The 23,578-nt window shown below is 69.5% G+C and carries 24 protein-coding genes; 16 read left to right on the plus strand and 8 right to left on the minus strand.

Annotated features, from left to right (window positions below; all coding sequences use genetic code 11):
* The first annotated feature begins 24 nt into the window (after positions 1-24).
* The 3 genes from CK240_RS00115 to rfbA are packed head-to-tail and all read left to right on the plus strand — an operon-like array spanning position 25 to position 2,656.
* A complete protein-coding gene (locus tag CK240_RS00115; protein ID WP_095638322.1) occupies positions 25-942 on the plus strand; it encodes a hypothetical protein in 918 nt (305 codons plus the stop codon).
* Positions 939-1,790, plus strand: a complete 852-nt coding sequence (gene rfbD, locus CK240_RS00120; RefSeq protein ID WP_095638323.1) for a dTDP-4-dehydrorhamnose reductase — start codon at positions 939-941, stop codon at positions 1,788-1,790. The genes CK240_RS00115 and rfbD overlap by 4 nt, the downstream gene beginning before the upstream one ends.
* A complete protein-coding gene (gene rfbA, locus CK240_RS00125; protein ID WP_095638324.1) occupies positions 1,787-2,656 on the plus strand; it encodes a glucose-1-phosphate thymidylyltransferase RfbA in 870 nt (289 codons plus the stop codon). The genes rfbD and rfbA overlap by 4 nt, the downstream gene beginning before the upstream one ends.
* Before the next feature lie 109 nt (positions 2,657-2,765).
* On the opposite strand, the gene CK240_RS00130 is transcribed toward rfbA, so the two are convergent.
* Together CK240_RS00130 and CK240_RS00135 are read right to left on the minus strand one after the other, a co-directional pair.
* Positions 2,766-3,470: a response regulator gene (locus tag CK240_RS00130; RefSeq protein ID WP_095638325.1), complete on the minus strand. Its 705-nt coding sequence runs from the start codon at positions 3,468-3,470 to the stop codon at positions 2,766-2,768.
* The gene (locus CK240_RS00135) at positions 3,467-4,012 is read right to left on the minus strand and encodes a MarR family winged helix-turn-helix transcriptional regulator (RefSeq protein WP_095638326.1); all 546 of its coding nucleotides are present in this window, start codon (positions 4,010-4,012) and stop codon (positions 3,467-3,469) included. The genes CK240_RS00130 and CK240_RS00135 overlap by 4 nt, the downstream gene beginning before the upstream one ends.
* Positions 4,013-4,172: 160 nt before the next feature.
* Between CK240_RS00135 and CK240_RS00140 the strand changes: the two genes are divergently transcribed.
* A complete protein-coding gene (locus CK240_RS00140) occupies positions 4,173-5,045 on the plus strand; it encodes a branched-chain amino acid aminotransferase (RefSeq protein ID WP_095638759.1) in 873 nt (290 codons plus the stop codon).
* Between the two features lie 104 nt (positions 5,046-5,149).
* Positions 5,150-6,748, plus strand: coding sequence for a peptide chain release factor 3 (locus CK240_RS00145; RefSeq protein ID WP_095638327.1), 1,599 nt, complete (start codon positions 5,150-5,152; stop codon positions 6,746-6,748).
* A 177-nt stretch (positions 6,749-6,925) separates the two neighbouring features.
* Here CK240_RS00145 and CK240_RS00150 read toward each other — a convergent pair whose 3' ends face one another.
* Positions 6,926-7,129 carry a hypothetical protein gene (locus CK240_RS00150; protein WP_095638328.1) on the minus strand — a complete coding sequence of 68 codons (204 nt, stop codon included), beginning with the start codon at positions 7,127-7,129 and terminating at the stop codon, positions 6,926-6,928.
* A 248-nt stretch (positions 7,130-7,377) separates the two neighbouring features.
* Entirely contained in the window at positions 7,378-7,797 is a 420-nt protein-coding gene (locus CK240_RS00155; protein ID WP_276303269.1) for an OsmC family protein, read from the minus strand.
* A 107-nt stretch (positions 7,798-7,904) separates the two neighbouring features.
* Between CK240_RS00155 and CK240_RS00160 the strand changes: the two genes are divergently transcribed.
* The gene (locus tag CK240_RS00160; RefSeq protein ID WP_095638330.1) at positions 7,905-8,789 is read left to right on the plus strand and encodes a DMT family transporter; all 885 of its coding nucleotides are present in this window, start codon (positions 7,905-7,907) and stop codon (positions 8,787-8,789) included.
* A gap of 6 nt (positions 8,790-8,795) precedes the next feature.
* Here the strand turns inward: CK240_RS00160 and CK240_RS00165 are convergent, their stop codons facing one another.
* Positions 8,796-9,956, minus strand: coding sequence for a deoxyguanosinetriphosphate triphosphohydrolase (locus tag CK240_RS00165; protein ID WP_095638760.1), 1,161 nt, complete (start codon positions 9,954-9,956; stop codon positions 8,796-8,798).
* An 84-nt stretch (positions 9,957-10,040) separates the two neighbouring features.
* On the opposite strand from CK240_RS00165, the gene CK240_RS00170 reads away from it, so the two are divergent.
* Both CK240_RS00170 and CK240_RS00175 read left to right on the plus strand, forming a co-directional pair.
* Positions 10,041-10,364, plus strand: a complete 324-nt coding sequence (locus CK240_RS00170) for a HesB/IscA family protein (protein ID WP_095638331.1) — start codon at positions 10,041-10,043, stop codon at positions 10,362-10,364.
* 6 nt (positions 10,365-10,370) lie between these two features.
* Positions 10,371-11,639, plus strand: a complete 1,269-nt coding sequence (locus CK240_RS00175) for a hemolysin family protein (protein ID WP_095638332.1) — start codon at positions 10,371-10,373, stop codon at positions 11,637-11,639.
* Between the two features lie 15 nt (positions 11,640-11,654).
* On the opposite strand, the gene CK240_RS00180 is transcribed toward CK240_RS00175, so the two are convergent.
* On the minus strand, positions 11,655-12,161 hold the full coding sequence (locus CK240_RS00180) for a DUF421 domain-containing protein (protein WP_095638333.1): 507 nt from the start codon (positions 12,159-12,161) through the stop codon (positions 11,655-11,657).
* Positions 12,162-12,266: 105 nt separating this feature from the next.
* Between CK240_RS00180 and xth the strand changes: the two genes are divergently transcribed.
* The 6 genes from xth to glmM all read left to right on the plus strand — a co-directional run bounded on the left by xth (position 12,267) and on the right by glmM (position 19,670).
* Entirely contained in the window at positions 12,267-13,055 is a 789-nt protein-coding gene (xth, locus tag CK240_RS00185) for an exodeoxyribonuclease III (RefSeq protein ID WP_095638334.1), read from the plus strand.
* A 59-nt stretch (positions 13,056-13,114) separates the two neighbouring features.
* Entirely contained in the window at positions 13,115-15,712 is a 2,598-nt protein-coding gene (locus CK240_RS00190) for a putative PEP-binding protein (protein ID WP_095638335.1), read from the plus strand.
* Positions 15,713-15,903: 191 nt separating this feature from the next.
* Positions 15,904-16,431 carry a cell wall hydrolase gene (locus tag CK240_RS00195; protein WP_095638336.1) on the plus strand — a complete coding sequence of 176 codons (528 nt, stop codon included), beginning with the start codon at positions 15,904-15,906 and terminating at the stop codon, positions 16,429-16,431.
* Between the two features lie 68 nt (positions 16,432-16,499).
* Positions 16,500-17,285 carry a dihydroneopterin aldolase gene (locus CK240_RS00200; protein ID WP_095638337.1) on the plus strand — a complete coding sequence of 262 codons (786 nt, stop codon included), beginning with the start codon at positions 16,500-16,502 and terminating at the stop codon, positions 17,283-17,285.
* Between the two features lie 61 nt (positions 17,286-17,346).
* Positions 17,347-18,327, plus strand: coding sequence for a dihydropteroate synthase (folP, locus tag CK240_RS00205; protein WP_420818596.1), 981 nt, complete (start codon positions 17,347-17,349; stop codon positions 18,325-18,327).
* A complete protein-coding gene (glmM, locus tag CK240_RS00210) occupies positions 18,324-19,670 on the plus strand; it encodes a phosphoglucosamine mutase (RefSeq protein ID WP_095638339.1) in 1,347 nt (448 codons plus the stop codon). Before folP ends, glmM begins: the two co-directional genes overlap by 4 nt.
* Before the next feature lie 74 nt (positions 19,671-19,744).
* Here glmM and CK240_RS00215 read toward each other — a convergent pair whose 3' ends face one another.
* Together CK240_RS00215 and dksA are read right to left on the minus strand one after the other, a co-directional pair.
* On the minus strand, positions 19,745-20,884 hold the full coding sequence (locus tag CK240_RS00215) for an FAD-dependent monooxygenase (RefSeq protein ID WP_095638340.1): 1,140 nt from the start codon (positions 20,882-20,884) through the stop codon (positions 19,745-19,747).
* Between the two features lie 60 nt (positions 20,885-20,944).
* Positions 20,945-21,367: an RNA polymerase-binding protein DksA gene (dksA, locus tag CK240_RS00220; protein WP_095638341.1), complete on the minus strand. Its 423-nt coding sequence runs from the start codon at positions 21,365-21,367 to the stop codon at positions 20,945-20,947.
* A 180-nt stretch (positions 21,368-21,547) separates the two neighbouring features.
* On the opposite strand from dksA, the gene CK240_RS00225 reads away from it, so the two are divergent.
* Together CK240_RS00225 and CK240_RS00230 are read left to right on the plus strand one after the other, a co-directional pair.
* A complete protein-coding gene (locus tag CK240_RS00225) occupies positions 21,548-22,387 on the plus strand; it encodes an AAA family ATPase (RefSeq protein WP_095638342.1) in 840 nt (279 codons plus the stop codon).
* Positions 22,388-22,418: 31 nt separating this feature from the next.
* A complete protein-coding gene (locus tag CK240_RS00230; RefSeq protein ID WP_095638343.1) occupies positions 22,419-23,555 on the plus strand; it encodes a GNAT family N-acetyltransferase in 1,137 nt (378 codons plus the stop codon).
* The last annotated feature ends 23 nt before the right edge of the window (positions 23,556-23,578 follow it).

Here is a 23,578-nt window from a genome sequence, read left to right on the forward strand (position 1 = left end):
CCTGCGCCTCGGAGGGGAGGGCTGATGCCCGGCCGCCGCTCGCTGTTCCTGCATGTGGGGCTGCCGCATTGCGGGTCCTCGGCGCTGCAGGACTGGGCGGGCACGAACCGCGCGCTACTGGCGGCGCAAGGGCTGGTCTGGCCGGACACGGACGACTGCGGGCTGATGGCGGCGCGCCACCGCTGGCTGGTCTCGGCGCTGCGGCACGGGCCGGACGGGCGTCTGCCCGCGGTGCTGGCGCAGGCCGAGGGCGACGTGCTGATCTCGGCCGAAGGGCTGACGCTGCATTTCCATGACTTCGCGCCCGAGCATCTTGCCTGGTTCCGCGACGTGACGGCCGGCTGGGACGTGCGGCTGATCCTGATGACCCGCGACCTGTCGGGCTGGCAGCGGTCCATGTGGAAGCAGTGCATGATCAATCCGCCCGAGGAGGGCATGGACTTCGCGCTGGACCTGGACATGGCCGATTTCGCCGCCCGTCCCCGGGTGCAGAAGCTGACCGACCTCAAGGGGCTGCGGCGCGATCTGGCGGCGGGCTTCGGCGCGCGCGACCTGATCGAACTGTCCTCGCTGGACAACTGGATGCCGAAGCTCGCCCGCCTGATCGACATCGATGCAACCGGGGCGACGGTGCCCGAGCGGCGACATGAATCCATCGCGGATTCGGTTGTCCCGGCGGTGCTGAGGATCAATGCGCTGGGTGCCCGGGGCGGGCCGCGCGACGCGCTGCTGGCCCTGATGCAGCATACGCTGGACACCCGCAACGATACGCTGCACGAGCTGGCGCGCCGGCACGGGGCGCGGCTGGACGCCGGGGCAGAGGCGCTGGCCGCGCTGCTGGACGAGCTTGAAGCCGACAGTCGAGCCGAGCCAACAACTGCCTGGCTGTTCCAGGCGATGGCCGAGCAACTGCAGCGTCGCAGGCAGGAGGACCCGACATGACCGATCTTCTGATCTTCGGCCGCACGGGGCAGGTGGCGCTGGAACTGGCGCGGCTGGCTCCCGACGCGCGGTTTCTGGGGCGCGACGAGGCTGACCTGGCCAATCCCGCCGCCTGCGCCGCATCGATCCTTGGGGCGCGGCCCGCAGCGGTCATCAACGCCGCGGCCTACACCGCCGTGGACCGCGCCGAAAGCGACCAAGGCACCGCCCGGCTGGTCAATGCCGAAGCGCCTGGCGCGATGGCCAAGGCCTGCGCCGAGCTGGGCATCCCCCTTGTCCATGTCTCGACCGACTATGTCTTCGACGGCTCGGGCGCGGCGGCGCGCGCCGAGAACGCGCCGACCGGACCCCTGGGCGTCTACGGGCAGACCAAGCTGGATGGCGAGCGCCTCATTGCCGCCGCCGGCGGGCAATGGGCGGTGATGCGGACAAGCTGGGTGTTCTCGGCGCACGGGACGAACTTCGTCAGGACCATGCGGCGGCTCGGGGCCGAGCGCGGCCGGCTGACCATCGTGGCCGATCAGGTCGGCGGCCCCACGCCGGCCGCCGACATCGCGGCCGCGCTTCTGGCCATGGCGCGGGCGATGATCGCGGACCCCTCGAAAGGCGGCACCTATCACTTCGCGGGGGCTCCCGACGTCAGCTGGGCCGATTTCGCGCGCGAGATCTTCACGCGGTCGGGCCTGTCTCCGCAGGTGGTGGATATCCCGACCAGCGCCTATCCGACGCCCGCGCGGCGGCCGCTGAACTCGCGGCTCGACTGCAGCGCCATTTCCCGCGACTTCGGCATCCCGCGCCCGGACTGGCGCGAAGGGTTGGACCGCGTCATTCAGGAGCTTTCCGCATGAGCAGCCGCAAGGGCATCATTCTGGCAGGCGGGTCGGGCACCCGCCTTTATCCGATCACGCTGGGGGTCTCGAAGCAGCTGCTGCCGATCTACGACAAGCCGATGATCTACTATCCGCTGTCGGTGCTGATGCTGACCGGCATCCGCGAGATCGCCATCATCACCACGCCCGACGACCAGTCGCAGTTCCAGCGCCTTCTGGGAGACGGCAGCCAGTGGGGGATCGAGCTCACCTGGATCGTCCAGCCCAAGCCCGAGGGCCTGGCGCAGGCCTATATCCTGGCGGAAGCCTTCCTGGCGGGCGCGCCCTCGGCCATGGTGCTGGGCGACAACATCTTCTACGGCCACGGCCTGACCGAACTGCTCGGTGCCGCCGACGCTCGTCCCGACGCAACCGTCTTCGGCTATCACGTGGCCGACCCCGAGCGCTACGGCGTCGTAGCCTTCGACGACCGGGGCCGGGCCGTCCAGATCATCGAGAAGCCCGCCGTGCCGCCCTCGAACTACGCGGTGACCGGCCTGTACTTCCTCGACACCGACGCGCCGCGCCGCGCGCGCGAGGTCCAGCCCTCGGACCGGGGCGAGCTCGAGATCACCACGCTTCTGGAAACCTACCTGCACGAAGAGCGGCTGACGGTCGAGCGGATGGGGCGCGGCTTCGCCTGGCTCGACACCGGCACCCACGGCAGCCTGCTGGATGCGGGCAACTTCGTGCGCACGCTGGAAAAGCGACAGGGCATGCAGTCGGGCAGCCCCGACGAGGCCGCCTACCAGCAGGGCTGGATCACCGATGTCCAGCTGCGCCGACAGGCCCAGAAGTTCGGCAAGACCGACTACGGAAGATACCTGGCAAGACTGCTGGACTGAGACAGCCGCAGCGGCCGGCACGCCCCGGAGCTTCTTCTTCGCGCAAGTATCCTCCGGGGGTGCGGGGGTGGAAAACCCCCGCTTGCGGCGGTGACGCAAAGGCTCCGCCTCAGTCCGGCACCAGCATGTAGCCCATGCCGCGCACCGTCTGCAGATAGCGCGGCTCGCGCGGGTCGGGCTCGATCTTGCGGCGCAGGCGGGTGATCTGGACATCGATGGCGCGGTCCGAGTTCTCGCCCGTGTCGTCGGGTTCGCGCCCCAGTTCCTCGATCAGCGTGGGGCGGTCCACGGCCTCGCCGGGCGTTTCGGCCAGCCGCCGCATCAGCGTCTGCTCGCTGCCGGTCAGGCGGATGGGCGTGTCGCCGTTCCACAGCTCGCCCTTGGCGGTGTCGAAGCGCATGGGGCCCAAGGTCAGGAACTTGGGGCCGCGGCTTTCGACCGTGGGCACGCGGCGCAGGATCGCCGCGATGCGCAGCAGAAGCTCGCGCGGCTCGAAGGGCTTGGGCAGGTAGTCGTCCGCCCCCGCTTCCAGCCCCGTGATCCGGTCGTCGGTGTCGCCCTTGGCCGTCAGCAGCAGGATGGGCGTCTGGCTGTGGCGCCGCAGCGATCGGGTCAGCGTGATGCCGTCCTCGCCCGGCATCATCACGTCCAGCACGATCAGGTCGAACTCCAGCCCCGCCAGCAGGCGGCGGGCCTGCGCGGCGTCGCGCGCCGCCGTGACGTAATAGCCGTTGCGCACCAGAAAGCGGCGCAGCAGCGTGCGGATGCGCTCGTCGTCATCGACGATCAGCAGATGCGTTTCGGGCGTGCTCATCCGGCAGACCCCGCGCGGCGGGGGGCCAGCCGCTGGTCCGGCGCCTCGCGCAGTGCGCGGAACTGCGCCAGCATCTCGCCGTCCATCATCGCTTCCAGCACCTGCCGGAAGCCTGCCACCGCCTGCGGCCCGGCGGCGCGATAGGCGGCGCGGACGCGGGCGCGCTGGGCCTCGGACAGGCGGCGTTCCAGCGCCACGCCCTTCTCGGTCAGGTGAAGCTGGCGCTCGCGCCGGTCGCGGCGGCCCACCCGGCTGTCCACCAGCCCGTCCTCGATCAGCGTCCGCAGCACGCGGTTCAGCGACTGCTTGGTGACGCCCAGCACCTCCAGCAGTGCCGTCACCGTCAGGCCGGGATCGCGGGTGATGAAATGCAGCGCCCGGTGGTGCGCCCGGCCATAGCCGATTTCCTCGAGGATCAGGTCGGGGTCCGCCGTGAAGGCGCGATAGGCGAAATACATCGCCTCGATCCCCCGCCGGATCTGGTCGTCGGTCAGGAACAGCAGGCTTTCGCCGCCGGGAATGGGATGGGGGTCGTTTCTCATTCCGGTTTGCCGCGTCCTTGTTGCCGGGGGTCTGTGCAAGGATAGGGCAGCCTTGTTGACTTTCCAAGAATCAATCTCTACGCCTTGCCTCCGGCGCAACTTTTTGCCGACTTGGCGGGGTCGCGCGAAACATTCCGAAAAGACGGGGGTCATGGGGATCATGGCAGGCAGCTACGAAGACCGCGACGGCAAGATCTGGATGGATGGGGAGCTGGTCGACTGGCGCGACGCCAAGGTCCATGTCCTGACCCATGCGCTGCATTACGCCAGTGCCGTCTTCGAGGGCGAGCGCTGCTATGACGGCAAGATCTTCAAGTCGCGCCAGCATTCGGAACGCCTGCTGAAGTCGGGCGAGCTGATCGACATGGAGATCCCCTGGACCGCCGAGCAGATCTGCGCGGCCAAGCGCCAGGTGCTCGAGGCCAACGGCTTCACCAACGCCTATGTCCGCGCGCTGGCCTTCCGCGGCGCCGGTCCCGACATGGGGGTCGCCGCCAGCCACAACCCGGTGCGGCTGGCCATCTGCACCTGGGAATGGGGCAGCTACTACGGCGACGCCAAGTGGCAGGGCGCCAAGCTCGACATCTCGAAATGGAAGCGCCCCAGCCCCGAGACGATCCCGGCGGCGGCCAAGGCGGCGGGGCTTTACATGATCTGCACCATGTCCAAGCACGCGGCCGAGCGGAAGGGCTGCTCCGACGCGCTGTTCATGGACTATCGCGGCTATGTGGCCGAGGCGACCGGCGCCAATGTCTTCTTCGTGAAGGACGGGGAAATCCACACGCCGCTGGCCGACGCCTTCCTGAACGGCATCACCCGGCAGACCATCATCCAGATGTGCAAGGACGCGGGCATGACGGTGCATGAGCGCCACATCCTGCCCGAGGAAGTGGACAGCTTCCAGGAATGCTTCCTGACCGGCTCGGCCGCCGAGGTGACTCCTGTCGCCCAGATCGGCGAGAACTGGCACTTCCAGGTCGGCCCGACCACCCGCAAGATCGCCGAAGGCTACGAGGCGCTGGTCCGGTCGTAACCGCGCCCGGGACCACCGCGAAACATGGAACCGCCCGAAGGTCATGCGCCTTTCGGGCGGTTCCCTCCGTTGCGGGAAGCGGTTTTGAACGCTACATGCCGCCCATGCTGGACAATCGCCCCCAACTTCCGCCCGAAATCGCCCGCCGCCGGACCTTCGCGATCATTGCGCACCCGGACGCCGGCAAGACCACGCTGACCGAGAAGTTCCTGCTGTTCGGGGGCGCGATCCAGATGGCCGGCCAGGTCCGCGCCAAGGGCGAGGCGCGGCGCACGCGCTCGGACTTCATGAAGATGGAGCAGGACCGGGGGATCTCGGTCTCGGCCTCGGCCATGTCCTTCGACTTCGGGCAATACCGCTTCAACCTCGTGGACACCCCCGGCCACTCGGACTTTTCGGAAGACACTTATCGGACGCTGACCGCCGTGGACGCCGCGATCATGGTGATCGACGGGGCCAAGGGCGTCGAAAGCCAGACCCGGAAACTCTTCGAGGTCTGCCGGATGCGCGACCTGCCGATCCTGACCTTCTGCAACAAGATGGACCGGGAATCGCGCGACACCTTCGCCATCATCGACGAGATCCAGGAAAACCTGGCCATCGACGTGGCCCCGGCAAGCTGGCCCATCGGCTCGGGCCGGGACTTCCTGGGCACCTACGACCTGCTGCACGACCGGCTGGAACTGATGGACCGCGCCGACCGCAACCGCGTGGCCGAGTCGATCAAGATTTCCGGCCTCGACGATCCGAAGCTGGCCGAGCACGTGCCCGCCGACCTGCTGGAAAAGCTGCGGGAAGAGGTCGAGATGGCGCGCGAGCTGCTGCCTGCCTTCGACCGCAAGTCCTTCCTGGAAGGGCACATGACGCCCATCTGGTTCGGCAGCGCCATCAACAGCTTCGGCGTCAAGGAGCTTATGGTCGGCATTGGCGAGTTCGGCCCCCAGCCCCAGCCGCAGAACGCGGCCGAGCGCGAGATCGCGCCGGAGGAGGAGAAGGTCGCGGGCTTCGTCTTCAAGGTGCAGGCCAATATGGACCCCAAGCACCGCGACCGCGTGGCCTTCGTGCGCCTGGCCTCGGGGCACTTCGAGCGGGGCATGAAGCTGCTGCACGTGCGGTCCAGGAAGCCCATGGCGGTATCGAACCCGGTCCTGTTCCTCGCCGCCGACCGCGAGCTGGCCGAGGAAGCCTGGGCCGGCGACATCATCGGCATCCCGAACCATGGCCAGTTGCGCATCGGCGACGCGCTGACCGAAGGCGAGGCGCTGCGCTTCACCGGCATCCCGTCCTTTGCGCCCGAGCTTCTGCAGACGGTGCGCGCGGGCGACCCGATGAAGGCCAAGCACCTGGAAAAGGCGCTGATGCAGTTCGCCGAGGAAGGCGCGGCCAAGGTCTTCCGCCCGATGATCGGCTCGGGCTTCATCGTGGGCGTCGTGGGCGCGCTGCAGTTCGACGTGCTGGCCAGCCGGATCGAGCAGGAATACGGACTGCCCGTGCGCTTCGAATCCTCGCAGTTCACCTCGGCCCGGTGGCTTTCGGGTCCGAAGGACGCGGTCGAGAAGTTCGCGCAGACGAACAAGCAGCACATGGCGACCGACAACGACGGCGACCTGGTCTATCTGACCCGGCTGCAGTGGGACATCGACCGCGTGCAGCGCGACCATCCCGAGCTGAAGCTGACGGCGACCAAGGAAATGATGGTCTGAACACCGCCTGCGAAAGGCTGCCGGCCTCTTGCACCCGACCCTTGCCCATGATGCCGGGCGCGGAAGCCGAAGGCCTGATCACCCCGTGGCCTCGCGTGCTCTGGCAGGCGGTCATGCGGCCACGAGAAGCCGTGGCCATCGTCGAGCCACGGCTGGCTCAGGCTGGGGCCGGGGGGCTTACTGCGACGGTTCCGCCGCCCGTTCCGCCGCCGTGCCTGTCGCGGGGGCGGTCGTCCCGACCTCGCCCGGCGGTCCGGCCTCTTCCTGTTCGGCCCGTCCAAACACCAGCATGAGCACGACGAGCAGCAGGAACCCTCCGGGGATGAGGGCGTAAAGCAGCGAGCGTGGCATGCCGCGCGAGGGCTTGGGTTCCGGCGCCATGAGGTGTCCCCTTTTCCGATGTCCTTCCTATAACCTGCAGGGGACGAGGAAGTTTCAGGAAGAACGACCCGGCACCGTTCCTGCGGAACATGGGATTGCCACGGCCCTTGGGCGGCCTGTTCCCCATGGCGATCCTGCCCAGCGCCACAGTGCAGAAGGCAGCCCATACAAGGCCAGCCGCCCAGGCTGCCCCTGCGATTCACGGCAAGGCGGCGCGGCCCCAAGCCGCGCCGCGGAATGGGTTTTCGTCAGCCCACCGTCAGGTCCATCGTCAGTTCGGCGTTCAGCACCTTGCTGACGGGGCAGCCGGACTTGGCGGCCTCGGCGGCCTGGCGGATGGCGGCTTCGTCGCCCTGGCCCGAAACCCGCGCGGTCAGGTGGACCCTAGTGATGGCAAAGCCGTCGCCCTGCTTCTCGAGCGTCACCGCCGACGAGCTTTCGATCCGCGCGTCCTTGACGCCCGCCTTTTCCAGTTGTCCCGACAGCGCCATGCTGAAGCAGGCGGCGTGGGCGGCGCCGATCAGTTCCTCGGGGTTGGTGCCGGGCGCGCCTTCGAAGCGGGTGTTGAAGCCGTAGGCCAGACCCGACAGCGCGCCGGATTCGGTCGAAACCTCGCCCTTGCCGTCCTTGATTCCGCCCTGCCAGCGGGCCGAGCCGGTCTTGGTGATCGCCATGTCGCTTCTCCTGAGTTGGTTCGCGGTCGAACGCGGCGATCATTGCCCAGGTTCAACGCCCGCGCTAGCAGTTGCGCAAACGAGCGGGGGACGGGCCGGAAGTGCCGATTCATGAGCTTGCGGCACTTGGCGCGGCGGCCTGCTGGGCGCTGACGGGGCTTCTGGCCGCGCGGCCGGTGGCCGAGGTGGGGCCTTTCGCCTTCAACCTTTACCGGCAGTGCTTCGTCACCCTGGTCCTGGGCGGGCTGGTCCTGCTGTCGGGCGCCTGGAACGGGACCGATCCCGCGCTGCTGCCGGTGCTGGCGCTGTCCGGGTTCGTCGGCGTCTTCATGGGCGACACGGTGCTGTTCTTCGCGCTGCGGCGCCTGGGCCCGCGCCGGACCGGGGCGCTGTTCGCGATGAACGCGCCGATGGCGGCGGTGCTGGGCTGGGCGGTGCTGGGAGAGACCTTGTCGCCGCAGGGCGCAGCCGGGGTGGCCCTTTGCGCGACCGGGGTCGCGATCTGCGTTCTGGGTCGGGCGCCGTCGAATCACCTGGAACGGGTGCAGGGACCGATCTGGCAGGGCATCGCCTTCGGGCTTCTGGCGGCGCTGGGGCAGGCCTCGGGGTCGCTGATCGCGCGGCCGGCGATGGCGGCGGGGCTGGATCCCATGGTGGCCTCGCTGGTGCGGGTGGTGGTGGCGGTGCTGTGCCTGGGCACGCTGACGCGGCTGCCGCTTGGCGCGGCGCGGCCGACGGGCCGGCTGTCGCGCAGGGGCGCGGCGCAGATCGGGCTGTCGGGGCTGCTGGCGATGGTGATCGGCATGACGCTGCTGCTGTTCGCGCTGCAGGGCGGCAAGGTCGGGATCGTGTCCACCCTGTCGGCGCTGTCGCCGGTGCTGATCCTGCCGGTCCTCTGGGTGGTCACCGGGGAACGCCCGCCCGCCGCAAGCTGGGCGGGCGCGCTGATCGCCGTCACGGGAATGGCGCTGATCTTCCTGCGCTGAGGGCGGTCAGTCCGCCCCGCCCGTCAGCCGCCGCCATTCGGCGATGGCGAAGCGGTCGGTCATCCCGGCGATGTAGTCCAGCACCACCCGGGCGCAGGCGGTGCGGTCCCCCGCGCCCAGCGCCTCGGCCTGCCAGTCCTCGGGCATCAGGCGGGGGTCGTCCAGCATCATGGGGAAGATCGTGTTCAGGATGGCGGTGACGCGGGCGCGTTCCTCCATCACCGAGGGGGCGCGATACATCCGCTGGAACAGGAACTGCTTGATCGACTTGAGGCTTTGGTACAGCGGCTTCGAGAAGCGGATGATCGGACCGTCCATCAGGCGGATCGCCTCGGCGCTTTGCGGCTGGGCGGCCTCGATCCGGCCCTGGGCCACGGCGATCACATCCTCGACCATGACGCCGAAGACGCGGCGCAGCGCCTCGTGCCGGCGGCGCATCACCGCAAGCCCCGGATGGCGGCGGTCCACCTCGGCGAAGGCGGGACCGATCAGCGGCAGATCCATCAGGTCCGCTTCCGTGAACAGGCCCGAGCGCAGCCCGTCGTGCAGGTCGTGGTGGTTGTAGGCCACGTCGTCGGCGACCGCGGCCACCTGCGCCTCGGCGCTGGCATAGGTGGACAGGCGCAGGTCCCAGGCGGCGTTCACCTCGGCCAGCGCCCAGGGGTAGGGGGCGGCGACGGGGCCGTTGTGCTTGGCGATGCCTTCCAGCGTCTCCCACGTCAGGTTCAGCCCGTCGAAGCCCGCGTAATGGCGTTCCAGCCGCGTCACGATCCGCAGCGACTGCGCGTTGTGGTCGAAGCCGCCGTAGGGCGCCATCAGGGCGGCCAGCGCGTCTTCCCCCGTATGGCCGAAGGGCGGGTGGCCGAGGTCATGGGCCAGCGCCACCGCCTCGGCCAGGTCCGTGTTCAGGCCCAGCGCGGCCGAGATGGTGCGGGCGACCTGCGCGACCTCGATCGTGTGGGTCAGGCGGGTGCGGTAATAATCGCCGCGGTATTCGTCGCCGTCATGTTCCACGAAGACCTGCGTCTTGTGCTTGAGCCGCCGGAAGGCCGAGGAATGGATGATCCGGTCGCGGTCCCGCTGCCAGGGGCTGCGGAAGGTGGACAGTTCCTCGGGGTGAAGGCGGCCCCGGCTTTCGCCCGGCTGGCAGGCATAGGGGGCGGGCAGGACGGCAACCATCGGGCGGGTTCCTTGCGGCAGTGCGTCCGCGACCCTATAGTCTGGGAAACCTCAACGAAACGGGAACGCCCCATGAACCTGCCACCGATGGTCACGCCCCGCGCCTTTGCGCGGCTGGCCGAGATCAACGCAGGCGGACCGGGGCCGGCGCTGCGCGTGGCCGTCCTCGGCGGCGGCTGCTCGGGCTTCCAGTACGACATCCGTATGGACGAACCCGCCGCGGAGGACCTGGTGCTGGAAGGCGAAGGCCAGCGCGTGGTCGTCGATCCGGTCTCGCTGCCCTTCCTTGCCGGCGCCAGGATCGACTGGTCGGACGAGCTGATCGGCGCGCGCTTCACCATCGACAACCCGAACGCCAGCTCGTCCTGCGGCTGCGGCACGTCCTTCTCGATCTGACGCCCCATGATCCTCGAGATCCTGCTGATCGTCGGCCTGACCATCCTCAATGGCGTGCTGTCGATGTCCGAGCTTGCCGTCGTGTCCTCGCGCCCCGCGCGCCTGACCAGCATGGCCGAAAAGGGCAATCGCGGCGCGCAGGCGGCGCTGGACCTGCTGGAGCATCCCGGCAAGTTCCTGTCCGCCGTCCAGATCGGCATCACCCTGGTCGGCGTGCTGCTGGGTGCGGTTTCGGGGGCGACCCTGGGCGCGCGCGTAGGCACCGCCCTTGTGGCGGCCGGGGTGCCCTACAGCGTGGCGCAGTCGCTGGGCGTCTTCCTGGTCGTGACCGCCATCACCGCCCTGTCGGTCATCATCGGCGAGCTGGTGCCCAAGCAGATCGCCATGTCGAGCCCCGAAGGGATCGCCGCCCGTGTGGCGCCCTCGATGCGGATGGTGGCAAAGATCGGCACCCCCCTGGTCTGGTTCCTCGACACGGGCGCGCGGCTGGTGCTGCGGCTGATCGGGATCGACAACAGCTCGGACCGCGCGATCACCGACGAGGAAGTGCGCATGACCATCGCCGAGGCCACGCAGGCCGGCGTGCTGATGGAAGGCGAGCGCGGCATGATCGCGGGCGTGATGCGCGTGGCCGACCGCTCCGCCGCCGCGATGATGACGCCGCGCCGCGACGTCGAGATGATCAACGTGAACGACCCGCCCGAGGTGGTCGTGGAAAAGGCCCGCAGCGCCCGGTTTTCGCGCCTGCCCGTGACGGAAGGATCGGACGACGAGATCCTGGGCGTCGTGGCCCTGCGCGACCTGATCGGGGTGGAAAAGCCCGACCTGCGCGCGCTGATGCGCGAGGCGCCCACCGTCCTGGACGCCGCCGACGCGCTGTCGGTGATCGAGGTCATGCGCGCTACGCCCTCGCGCATGGTGCTGGTCTATGACGAATACGGCCATTTCCAGGGCATCATCACCGCGATGGACCTGCTGGAGGCCATCACCGGCGACTTCGCCGACGCCGAGGGGGACGAGCCGGACATGGTGCGCCGCGCCGACGGCTCGTGGCTCGTTTCGGGTGGCGAAAGCGCGGACGAATTCGCCGGAGAGACCGGCTTTCCCCTTCCCGAGGGCGATTTTAACACCGTGGCCGGCATGGTGCTGTCCATCATCAACCGCATCCCCCGCGCGGGCGACATGTTCCATCACCAGGGCTGGACGGTCGAGGTGGTCGACATGGACGCCATGCGCATCGACAAGCTGATCGTCACCCCGCCCTTGGCCGAGTGACGGGCGCCTCCGGGCTCACGCGGCGGCGCTGCCGCTGGCGTCGCCTTCGCCGCCGCCGCCGCTGTCTGTTGTCACGACGCTGAGCCGTCCGTCGCTTTCCACATGGGCCGAGCGGACCTGCGAGATGTCGTCCACGCCATTCAGGCGCAGGTGGCCCATCAGTTCCTCGGGGGTCAGAAGCTCCTTGCGCAGGGCGCGGGGAATCGTCTGACCGTCCCTGATGATCTGCAAGGGCCGGTGCTCGATCAGCTGCTCGAACCAGCGGAAGTGAAACGACAGCTGGTTGGTCAGGTAGTTCAGCGCCAGCATCGTCACGATCTGCACCGTGCCATCCGCAACCGAGCTGTAGTCCCCCAGCGAATGCGAAGCCGCCTCTGTGATCAGCAGCAGAAACACCAGGTCCATCGGTGCAAGCTCGCCCCCCGTGCGGCGCGGCAGCAGCCGGAACAGAACCATGAACAGGATGAACAGAAACGCGCCGCGCGCGATCAGTTCAAGCAGGGGGGTTTCAAGCTGGAACATGGCGATGTCCTTTACTTTATTGGTAAATCGCTCAACCCCGGCTGTGCTGGCGGGTTCCTGTGCTGGTCCTTGCCCCCTTCCCGGACCCGGCTTAGGGTCGCGGCCATGAAGATCGCCAGTTTCAACGTCAACGGGATCAAGGCGCGGCTGCACCAGCTGACCGCCTGGCTGCCCGAGGCGCAGCCCGATGTGGTCGTGCTGCAGGAAATCAAGACCGTGGACGAGGGCTTCCCCTCCGGGATCATCGAGGACCTGGGCTGGCGCGTCTGGACCCATGGCCAGAAAAGCTGGAACGGCGTCGCCGTCCTGTCGCGCCTGCCCGTCGAGGAGGTGCGCCGCGGATTGCCGGGCGACGACACGGACGAGCAGGCCCGCTGGATCGAGGCCGTGGTGATGGGCGACACCCATGCCGTCACCGTGGCGGGCCTTTACCTGCCCAACGGCAACCCTGCGCCGGGGCCGAAATACGACTACAAGCTGGCGTGGATGGAACGCCTGCGGCAACGCTCGGCGGAACTGCTTGAAACGGAAGCGCCGGTGGTGATGCTGGGGGACTACAACATCATCCCCGAGCCTCGCGACGCCGCCAGGCCCGACGCCTGGGTCGAGGATGCGCTGTTTCTGCCCGAAAGCCGCGCGGCCTTCCGCCGGATCGTCAACCAGGGCTGGACCGATGCCATCCGCGTCACCGATCCCCATGCCACGCGCGGCCCCTTCACCTTCTGGGACTACCAGCGCCAGTCGTGGGAACGCGACCACGGCATCCGCATCGACCATCTGCTGCTGTCGCCGCAGGCCGCCGACCTGATGCGCGGCGCGGGCATCGACCGCGACCAGCGGGCGGGCGAGAAGCCCAGCGACCACGTTCCCGTCTGGGTGGACCTGGCCGCCTGAGCGCGGCCGCGGCGTTCTCTCTTGCCCGCCGAACGGGGCGGGGCTTAGGGTGCCGGGCCATGGACCAGCCCGCTGACCTTTCCATTGTCGAGATCACCCCCTCCGCGCGGGTCGAGACCGCCACCCACGGCTGGCGGGCGAAATGCCTGCAGCGGCTGATCCGCATGGACCTGCCGGTTCCGCGCAGCTTCGCCATTCCCGCCGCCGCCGTCCGCGCCATCGCGGCGGGCCGGCGGCTGCCGGGCGCGGACCTGGGGCGCCTGACCGGCAACTCGGGCGGGCTTCTAAGCGTGCGGCCCTCGGCGCTGGACCCCGAATGGGGCGGGCCGAGGTCCATGCTGAACGTCGGCATGAACGCCGCCCGCCATGCCGAGCTGACCAAGACGCTGGGGCCCGAGGCGGCGGATGCGCTTTATCGCGGCTTCGTCCAGGCCTATGCGATCCATGTCGCGCGGCTTGACCCCGACATGTTCAGCGACTCTGACGCGACGCTGGCCGAGGCGCTGCGCAGCTACAGGGACGAGACCGACGAGGAGTTTCCGCAGGACCCCGAGCGGCAGCTGGTCGAGGTGCTGCGGTCCATGGCCCGTGCCTGGGAAGGGCCGACCGCCCGGCTGCTGCGGCAGGCCAAGGGCGCGCCTGCGGACGCGCCGCTGGGGCTGGTGGTGCAGGACATGGCGCTGGCGCTGGGACCGGGTGTGACCGGCTCGGGCACCATCCAGTTCATCGACAGCGTGACGGGCGATCCCCGCATCACCGGGCGCTTCCGCGGCCAGACCCAGGGGCGCGCGCAGCGCCATGACGCCGAATCGATCTTTCTGACCCGCGATGCGCGCGGCCCCTCGCTCGAGGAAGCCGCGCCCGGGGTCTTCGCCGACCTCGTCCGGTTCGGCGTGGCCGCCCGCGAGCGGCTGAAGGAAGAGATGCAGATCGAATTCGTGGTGGCCGACAGCCGGTTGTCGATCATCGACGCGATCCGGGTGCAGCGGTCCTCGCGCGCGGCCGTCCGCATCGCGGTGGGCCTGGCGCGCGACGGCATCATCCCGCCGGAACAGGCGGTGATGCGGGTCCAGCCGCGCGCTCTGACGGACCTTCTGCACCACCAGGTCGATCCGCGTGCGCCGCGCGACCTGATCACCCGGGGCATGGCCGCCAGTCCCGGCGCCGCCACCGGCCGCATCGTCTTTTCCGCCGCCGCCGCCCAGGCCGCCGCGGCGCGGGACGAATCCTGCGTGCTGGTGCGCCGCGAGACGCTTCCCGAGGACATCCGGGGGATGCACGCCTCGGTCGCGGTGCTGACCGAGCGCGGCGGCATGTCCAGCCATGCTGCGGTGATCGCGCGGGGGCTGGGACTGCCCTGCATCGTGGGCGCCTCGGGGCTGGCGATCGACCTGCGCGGCCGTGTCCTGCACGCCGGGGGCCGCAGCTTCCGCGAGGGCGAGGAGATCACCGTGGACGGCACCTCGGGCGAGGTGCTGGCGGGCGCGGCCGCCATGCTGGAGCCGGCGCTGGACGACAGCTTCAACCAGTTGCTCGAATGGGCCGACGCCGCGCGCACGATGAAGGTGCGGGCCAATGCCGACACGCCGCAGGACGCCCAATGCGCCCGCCGCTTCGGCGCGCAGGGCATCGGGCTTTGCCGCACCGAGCACATGTTCTTCGACGACGAGCGCCTGCCCGCCATGCGCGAGATGATCTTCGCGGACCGGGCCGAGGACCGGCGGCTTGCGCTCGACCGCCTGCTGCCGATGCAGCGCACGGACTTCACCACGCTGTTCCGCATCATGGACGGCTATCCCGTCACCATCCGCCTGTTCGACCCGCCCCTGCACGAGTTCCTGCCCCATGACCGCGAGGGGATGCGGGAGCTTGCGGAATCGCTGGACCTGCCCCTGTCGGACGTGGTGCGCCGGGTCGAGGCGCTGGCGGAATACAACCCCATGCTGGGGATGCGCGGCGTGCGCCTGGGCATCACCATGCCCGAAATCTACGAGATGCAGGCCCGCGCCATCTTCGAGGCCGCCATCGAGGTCGGCCGCGACGGCCACGGCGTCGTGCCCGAGATCATGATCCCCCTGGTCAGCGCCATGCGCGAGGTCGAACTGGTCCGCCACCGCATCGACGGCATCGCCGCCGCCGTCCGTGCCGAAACCCGGGCCGAGTTCACCTATCGCCTGGGCGTCATGGTCGAAACGCCCCGCGCCGCGCTGCGGGCGGGTGACATCGCCGAACATTGCGCCTTTCTGTCCTTCGGGACGAACGACCTGACCCAGATGACCTACGGGCTGTCGCGTGACGACGCGGCGCGCTTCATGGGCAGCTATGTCGCGCAGGGGGTCTATGCCGAGGATCCCTTTCACATCCTCGACCAGGAGGGCGTGGGCGAACTGGTCCTGACCGGCGCCCAACGGGCACGGGCGCGCAGGCCGGGGATCACCGTCGCCATGTGCGGCGAACATGCGGGCAATCCTGAATCCATCGCCTTCTGCCAGCGCGCCGGGCTGGACTATGTCAGCTGCTCGGCCTTCCGCGTCCCTGTCGCACGGCTGGCCGCCGCGCAGGAGGCGATTCTGTCCAGGCTTGCTGAATCGGTGCGCGAAGACCGCGATCTTGTCGCCCGCGCCCCCTCGGCCTCGGGGTCCCTGCACGGCGCCTGAGCGCCGATTTTCGCCGAAGGGGCCATTTCATGTCGGCAGGAACCTGCCGGAAAACGCCCATTTTGCCCCGTTTCCGGCCTTTGCGGTTTCTTTCTGTAGCGCGGCAGGGAACCCGCGGCGCATGACCGTCGCCAGCCGCCAGGGACTTTTCCGGGTCCATGGCGAAAGGAATGGCAACAACAGGACCCTTCATGAGCAAGCTGCTGAAATGGCTGGCGCACGTCGGAGTGTGTATCGCACTGGCGCTTCCCGCCACGGCACAGGCCCAGAACCCGCGTGCAGCCGCGGGCGGCCCCGAGCGGTTGATCCAGGCCAAGGCGGGCGGAACCTCGCGCGCCTCCCTGCAGTGCCTGACCGAGGCACTGTATCACGAAGCGCGCGGAGAGTCGGTCAAGGGCCAGCGCGCCGTGGCCGAAGTCATCCTGAACCGCGTCGACCATCCCGCCTTCCCCAAGTCGGTCTGCGGCGTCATCAACCAGCCCAAGCAGTTCAGCTACAAGGGCAAGGTCGGCAAGATCCGTGACCGCGCGGCCTTCCAGCGCGCGCAAAGGGTCGCCTCCGAGGCGCTGGCCGGGGCACCGCGCAACCTGACTGGCGGGGCCACCTATTTCCACACCACCTATGCCAAGCCGTCCTGGGCCAAGCGGTTCACCCGCACGACGAAGATCGGCGCCCATGTCTTCTATCGGCGTGGCGGGCAGCGCATCGCCTCGAACTGAGGCTTGCTTGGTGCAGATACTGCGGCCCCGCCCTTGCGGCGGGGCCGCGTTCGTTTCAACTGGCGCCCATGAACAGACCCGACCGCATCCACCTGCGCGACCACGTCGTTGCCGCCGACATCGGCGCGTTCCAGAGCGAGCGTGGCCAGACCCAGCGCCTGCGCTTCTCGCTCGAGGTCGCGCTGGCCCGGCCCGTGACCGGGGCGGGGGACGAGGTGGATGCCATCCTCAGTTACGACGTGCTGGTGGCGGCCGTGGCCGACGGGCTGGCCGACCGGCGCTATGACCTGCTGGAAACGCTGGCCGAGCGGATCGCGGCGCAGGTGCTGACGCATCCGCAGGCCGCCGAGGTGACGGTCACGATCGAGAAGCTGGACCGCGTGCCGGGCGCGCTGGGCGTGACGCTGACGCGCCGGACGGCGCAGGTCGAAGTGCAAGCGCAGGCGGCGCGCCCGGCGCTGCTGGTCATGGGGCGGCGGATCGCGCTGCCCCCGGGCCCGCTGGTGATCGTGCCGCCCGCGCCCGGCCTGTCGGTGCCGCAGGGCGGGGACCAGCGGCGCATCGCGCTGCTTGCGCTGGACCAGGGCGCCTGGGCGCTGGCCGGTGCCCTGGGCCTCGATGTGGCGGACAGCCGGACCGAGATCGACTGGGCGGCAGCGAACGGCCTTGCCGTCGTCTGGGCGCCCTGCCGGATGGCCGCCGATGCCGATGTGCCCGCCACGCCCGGGCTGCTGGCCCTGTGGCTGGCGGACAGGCTCGACGCCCCCCGCATCGACTGGGCCCTGCCCGAGGGCGCGGCGCTGCCACCCGAGGCGGCGGGTTTCCGCATCCCCTCGGTGCTGCTGGGTGCCTGAGCCTTGCGGCGCAACCGGCACGGCGGCATGAGTCGCTGATCCGAGCCGATACAGCATGTCCATCCAGTATTTCCGCCCCATTCCCGACCTGTCCGGTGGCCGCTGGCGCCTTGCCGGCGGCTGGACCGGCTTTTCCTCTTTCGAACTGCTGGAGCGCGGCACCGCAGCCCGAGTCGTCCAGGACGCGCCGCTCGAGGTGATCGGGGCGCTGACCGCTCCCCGCCCGCCCGTGCTGGGCCTGTCCATGGATGCGCCGCGCATCATGGGCATCGTCAACGTGACGCCGGACAGCTTTTCCGACGGCGGGCGCTGGAACGAGGACGGCGGGATCGCCCACGGGCGCGCGCTGATCGCGGAAGGCGCGCATATCCTCGACATCGGCGGCGAATCGACCCGCCCGGGCGCGGCCGCCGTGCCTGTCCCCGAGGAGATCGCCCGCACCCGCCCGGCGATCGGGGCGCTGTCGCGCGAGGCGGCGGTCTCGGTGGACACGCGCAAGGCCGAGGTGGCGCGCGCCGCAGTGGCGGCCGGGGCGGGACTGGTCAACGATGTCTCGGGCTTCGACTTCGACCCCGGCATGGCGGCGGCGGCGGCGGAAACGGGCGCGGCCGTCTGCCTGATGCACGCCCGGGGGCTGCCGGAAAACATGCAGGACGATCCGCGCTACGGCGACGTGCTGCTGGACGTTTATGACGCGCTGGCCGAGCGCATCGCGCGCGCCGAAGCTGCGGGCGTCCCCCGTGACCGGATCGTGATCGACCCCGGCATCGGCTTCGGCAAGACGCTGGAGCATAACCTGGCCATCCTGCGGCGCATTTCGCTGTATCATGGCCTGGGCGTTCCGGTGCTGCTGGGGGCCTCGCGCAAGCGCTTCGTGGGAACGCTCGGGGGGACGGAAACGGCCGCGCAGCGCGACCCGGGCAGCCTGGCGGTGACGCTGGCGGCGGCCCAGCAGGGCATCCAGATCCACCGCGTCCATGACGTGGCGGGAACCAGACAAGGGCTTGCCCTGTGGCAGGCGATAAAAGGGGCAGAGGCATGAGCAGGAAGCTTTTCGGCACCGACGGCGTGCGGGGGCGCGCCAACAGCCACCCGATGACGGCCGAGATGGCGCTGCGCCTGGGCGCGGCCGCCGGGCGCTATTTCCGGGGCGACGGCACCAACGGGCATCGCGTGGTGATCGGCAAGGATACCCGGCTGTCGGGCTATATGCTGGAAAACGCGCTGACGGCGGGGCTGACCAGCACGGGCATGAACGTGCTGCTGCTGGGACCGGTGCCGACGCCCGCCGTGGGCTATCTGACGCGGTCGATGCGGGCGGACGTGGGCATCATGATCTCGGCCAGCCACAACCCCGCCGAGGACAACGGCATCAAGTTCTTCGGCCCCGACGGCTTCAAGCTGTCCGACGAGGCCGAGGCCGAGATCGAGGCGATCCTGTCGGCCGACATCCCGCTCGCCCCGCCCGCCAAGATCGGCCGGGCCAAGCGGATCGACGACGGGCGCGGACGCTATGTCGAATATGCCAAGACCACCTTTCCGCAGGGCCAGCGGCTGGACGGGCTGAAGGTCGTCATCGACTGCGCCAACGGCGCGGCCTATCGCGCCGCCCCCGAGGTCCTGTGGGAGCTTGGCGCCGAGGTAATCCCGCTGGGCGTGGACCCGGACGGCTTCAACATCAACGACGGCGTGGGGTCCACCCACCCGCAGGCCGCCGCGGCGGCGGTGCTGGAACATGGCGCGCACATGGGCATCAGCCTCGACGGCGACGCCGACCGGGTGATGATCATCGATGAAACGGGGGCCGTGGCCGACGGCGACCAGATCATGGCGCTGCTGGCGGGCCGCTGGGCCGACGAGGGTCGCCTGCGGGGCGGCGCGCTTGTGGCGACCGTGATGTCGAACCTCGGGCTGGAACGCTTCCTGATCGGCCGGGGCCTGCGGCTGGAACGCACCGCCGTCGGGGACCGCTATGTGGTGGAACGGATGCGGGGGCAGGGCTTCAACCTCGGCGGCGAGCAGTCGGGCCATATCGTGATGACCGACTATGCCACCACCGGCGACGGGCTGATCGCGGGGCTTCAGTTCCTGGCGGCGCTGGCCGACAGCGGGCGGCCGGCCAGCGAGCTGGTGCGCCAGTTCACGCCCGTGCCGCAGATGCTGAAGAACGTCCGCTACAAGGCCGGGGCCGATCCCCTGTCGGCCGAGGCCGTGCGCGCCGAGATCGCCGCGGCCGAGGCGCGGCTGGCGAAATCGGGCCGCGTCCTGATCCGCAAGTCGGGCACCGAGCCCCTGATCCGCGTCATGGCCGAGGCCGAGGACGAGACGGTCCTGCGCGAAGTGGTCGATGGCATCGTCGCGGCGGTCGAGAAGGCCGCCGCCTGAGCGGAAACGTCGGAGCGGGGGCTTCGCGCCCCCGAACCCCCGCGGGATATCTGGACGAAGAAGAACCTGGCCCCTCACGCCAGGGCAGTGGCGTCGTGGTCATAGACCCAGGCGAATCGCTCGAATACCGCGCGGGGGGCGAGGTGGTTGGCGAGCCTGAGCGCAGTATGGCCTGCGAGGCGTCTCGGACCCGAAAGATGATAGTTCCGCGCATTCGCCGTGGCCGCCGCGACGATGCGGGTGCAGCGGTCGCGGCGCAGCGCCTGATAGCGGGCCAGCGCCCGGGGCTGGTCGGGGTCCGCGTCGAGGCAGGCAGCCAGCACCCAGGCATCCTCGATCGCCATGCAGGCGCCTTGGGCAAGGAAGGGCAGCGTCGGATGGGCCGCGTCGCCAAGGATCGCGCGGGTGCCGTCCTGCCAGCGCGCCGCGACCTGATGCCTGAATAGGCCCCAGAGGCCGGTGTCCGTCACCTGTGCCAGCCAATCCGGCACCGGGCCGCCGAAGCCCGCGAAGGCGCGGCGCAGGTTCTGCGGATTGTCGGTCTGCGACCAGCTTTCGGCGGTCCAGTCGTCGCGCTCGATCACCGCGACGAGGTTGCGCTGCCCGAATCCCAGCGGATAGCTGACCATGTGCCGCCCCGGCCCCATGAAGACCTGCGACACGGGGCGGGCGTTGTCTTCTGCCGGGATGATGGCCCGCCAGGCGGTCTGGCCGGTGAAGAAGGGCGTCTCGGGTCCGTTCAGCGCCAGACGGACCCGGCTGTGCAGCCCGTCCGCGCCGATCAGCAGCGACGCTTCGGGCAGCGTCTCGACGGGAGAATCGAGCCGGATCTCGACGCCGGCCGCACGCGCGGCCTCCTCCAGGACCTGCAGCAGCCGGGCACGGTGGATGGTCCGGAAGCTCGCCTGCGGACGGGCGCGGGTGAAGTCCATCGCCAGGACGAGGGCGCCCCCGGCATCGCGCAGTTCGACGCCATGAGAGGGTGCGGAGGCGGCATGGAAGGTATCCCCCAGGCCCAGCGCGTCCAGCACGCGGCCCGCGTTGGGGCTGACCTGGATGCCCGCGCCGACCTCGCGGTAGGCGCCGGCGCGTTCATGGACGGTGACGCGGGCGCTGCGCCGGGCCAGCGCCAGGGCAGCGGTCAGCCCACCGATGCCACCGCCGACGATGACCGCCTTTCGTCCCGACAGCGCCCCGCGACCCTGATCCGCCATGCTCGAACCTCCTGCTTCGGGGCGCAGCCATAGGGCAGGCACCACCGGCAGGCGATGCGGTCAGTCGTCCCGGTGCACCCGCTCGCGACGCTCGTGCCGTTCCTGGGCTTCCAGCGTCATCGTGGCGATGGGGCGGGCGTCCAGGCGGCGCAGGCTGATCGGCTCGCCCGTCATCTCGCAATAGCCGAACTCGCCCGTCTCGATCCGACGCAGGGCGGCGTCGATCTTGCTGACCAGCTTGCGCTGGCGGTCGCGGGTGCGCAGCTCGATCGCGCGGTCGGTTTCCTCGGACGCGCGGTCGGCGATGTCGGGGACGTTGCGGGCGCTGTCCTTCATCCCTTCCAGCGTTTCGGCGGATTGCTCCAGAAGCTCCTGCTTCCATGCCAGCAGCTTGCGCCGGAAATATTCGAGCTGGCGTTCGTTCATGAAAGGCTCGTCCTCGGCGGGACGGTATTCATCAGGAAGGAATGTCTGGCGCTTCATGGCTCCTCCGCGGGGCGGGCACAGGTCCGCGGCCCGGTCCTTTGGGCGTCCCCTTAAAGGATGAGCAGGGGGAAGGAAATAGTCGCGTGACGCGGGGGCAAAACTTGCCCGTGCGCGGCCCGCGCCCTAGTGTCCGCGGGCCTGTCCGCCCATCAGCCTGCCTGCCAGAAGGACCGATCCATGCAGTTCCGTTCGACCGAAAGCTACGTGGCGCCCCCCGACCTGGCGCTGGCCGTGAACGCCGCCGTCACGCTTGAACGCCCGCTGCTGGTCAAGGGAGAGCCGGGGACGGGCAAGACCGAGCTTGCCCGGCAGGTGGCGGCCAGCCTCGGCCTGCCGATCATCGAATGGAACGTGAAGTCCACGACCAAGGCGCAGCAGGGCCTGTATGAATACGACGCCGTCAGCCGGTTGCGCGACAGCCAGCTTGGCGACGAGCGGGTGCATGACGTTGCCAACTACATCCGTAAGGGCAAGCTGTGGCAGGCCTTCGAGGCGCCGGGCAAGGTCGTCCTGCTGATCGACGAGATCGACAAGGCCGACATCGAGTTCCCGAACGACCTTCTGCAGGAACTCGACCGGATGGAGTTCCATGTCTACGAGACCGGCGAGACGGTGGCGGCCCGCCATCGGCCTATCGTCATCATCACCTCGAACAACGAAAAGGAGCTGCCCGACGCCTTCCTGCGGCGCTGCTTCTTCCATTACATCCGCTTTCCCGATGCCGAGACGCTGAAGCAGATCGTCGGCGTCCATTACCCCGGCCTCAAGCAGCGCCTGCTGGACGAGGCGCTGACCCAGTTCTTCGAATTGCGCGAAGCGCCGGGGCTGAAGAAGAAGCCTTCGACCAGCGAGTTCCTGGACTGGCTCAAGCTGATCCTGGCCGAGGACCTGACGCCGGAGGACCTCAAGCGGCCCCCGAACGAGATGCTGCCCAAGCTGCATGGCGCGCTGCTGAAGAACGAGCAGGACGTGGCCCTGTTCGAGCGGCTGGCCTTCATGGCGCGCAGGCAGCGTTGAAACCCGCCGGCCGGGGCTTATCTTTCCCGCCATGGCCGAACTGACCGTTTCCATCCTGCACGGCGTGGACGCGCTGGACGCCGCCGCGTGGGACGCCTGCGGTCCGGGCGGCGATCCCTTCACCACGCACCGCTTCCTGCTGGCGCTGGAACAGTCGAAGTCGGTCGGCAAGGGGACGGGCTGGCACCCCTCGCATCTGGTCGCCCGCAGCGGGGACAAGGTGGTGGGGGTCGCGCCGCTTTACCTCAAGACCCACAGCCAGGGCGAATACATCTTCGACCATGCCTGGGCGGATGCCTGGCGCCGCGCGGGCGGGCAGTATTACCCCAAGCTGCAATGCGCCGTGCCCTTCACCCCCGCCACGGGGCCGCGCCTGATCGCGGATGACCCGCAGGTGCAGGCCGCGCTGCTGGCGGCGATGACGCAGATCGCGGGGCGGGCGGACCTGTCCTCGGTCCATGTCACCTTCTGCACCGAGGCCGAGCGGGCCTTGGGCGAGGCGCAGGGCTGGCTGGGCCGCACGACGACGCAGTACCACTGGCAGAACGCGGGCTACGGCAGCTACGAGGATTTCCTGGACGCGCTGTCCAGCCGCAAGCGCAAGGCGCTGCGCAAGGAACGCGAGCGCGCCAATGCCTTCGGCGGGCGCATCCTCGCGCTGACGGGCGACGACCTGCGGCCCCATCACTGGGACGCGATGTGGACCTTCTACCAGGACACGGGCGGGCGCAAATGGGGCCGGCCCTACCTGACGCGCGCCTTCTTCGACCTGCTGCACCAGACCATGCGCGACGACTGCCTGCTGTTCCTGGCGGAACGCGACGGGCGCGCGGTCGCGGGCGCGCTGAACCTGATCGGGCGCGAGACGCTTTACGGCCGCTACTGGGGCTGCACCGAGGACCACCCCTTCCTGCATTTCGAACTGTGCTATCACCGCGCGATCGACTGGGCGATCGAACACCGCCTGTCGCGCGTCGAGGCCGGGGCGCAGGGCGAGCACAAGCTCGCGCGCGGCTACATGCCGGCCGAAACCCATTCGATCCACTGGGTCGCCGACGCGGGCTTCCGCAGGGCCTTGCAGGGATATCTCGCGCAGGAAGCGGACGCCGTAGGCGACGACATGGCCGAGACCGCCGCCTTCGGCCCCTACCGGCGCGGCGATGGTTAGAATGCAAGGCAAAGAGCTGCTCC

It is taken from the genome of Paracoccus salipaludis (genome assembly GCF_002287065.1).
Taxonomy (GTDB): Bacteria; Pseudomonadota; Alphaproteobacteria; order Rhodobacterales; family Rhodobacteraceae; genus Paracoccus; species Paracoccus salipaludis.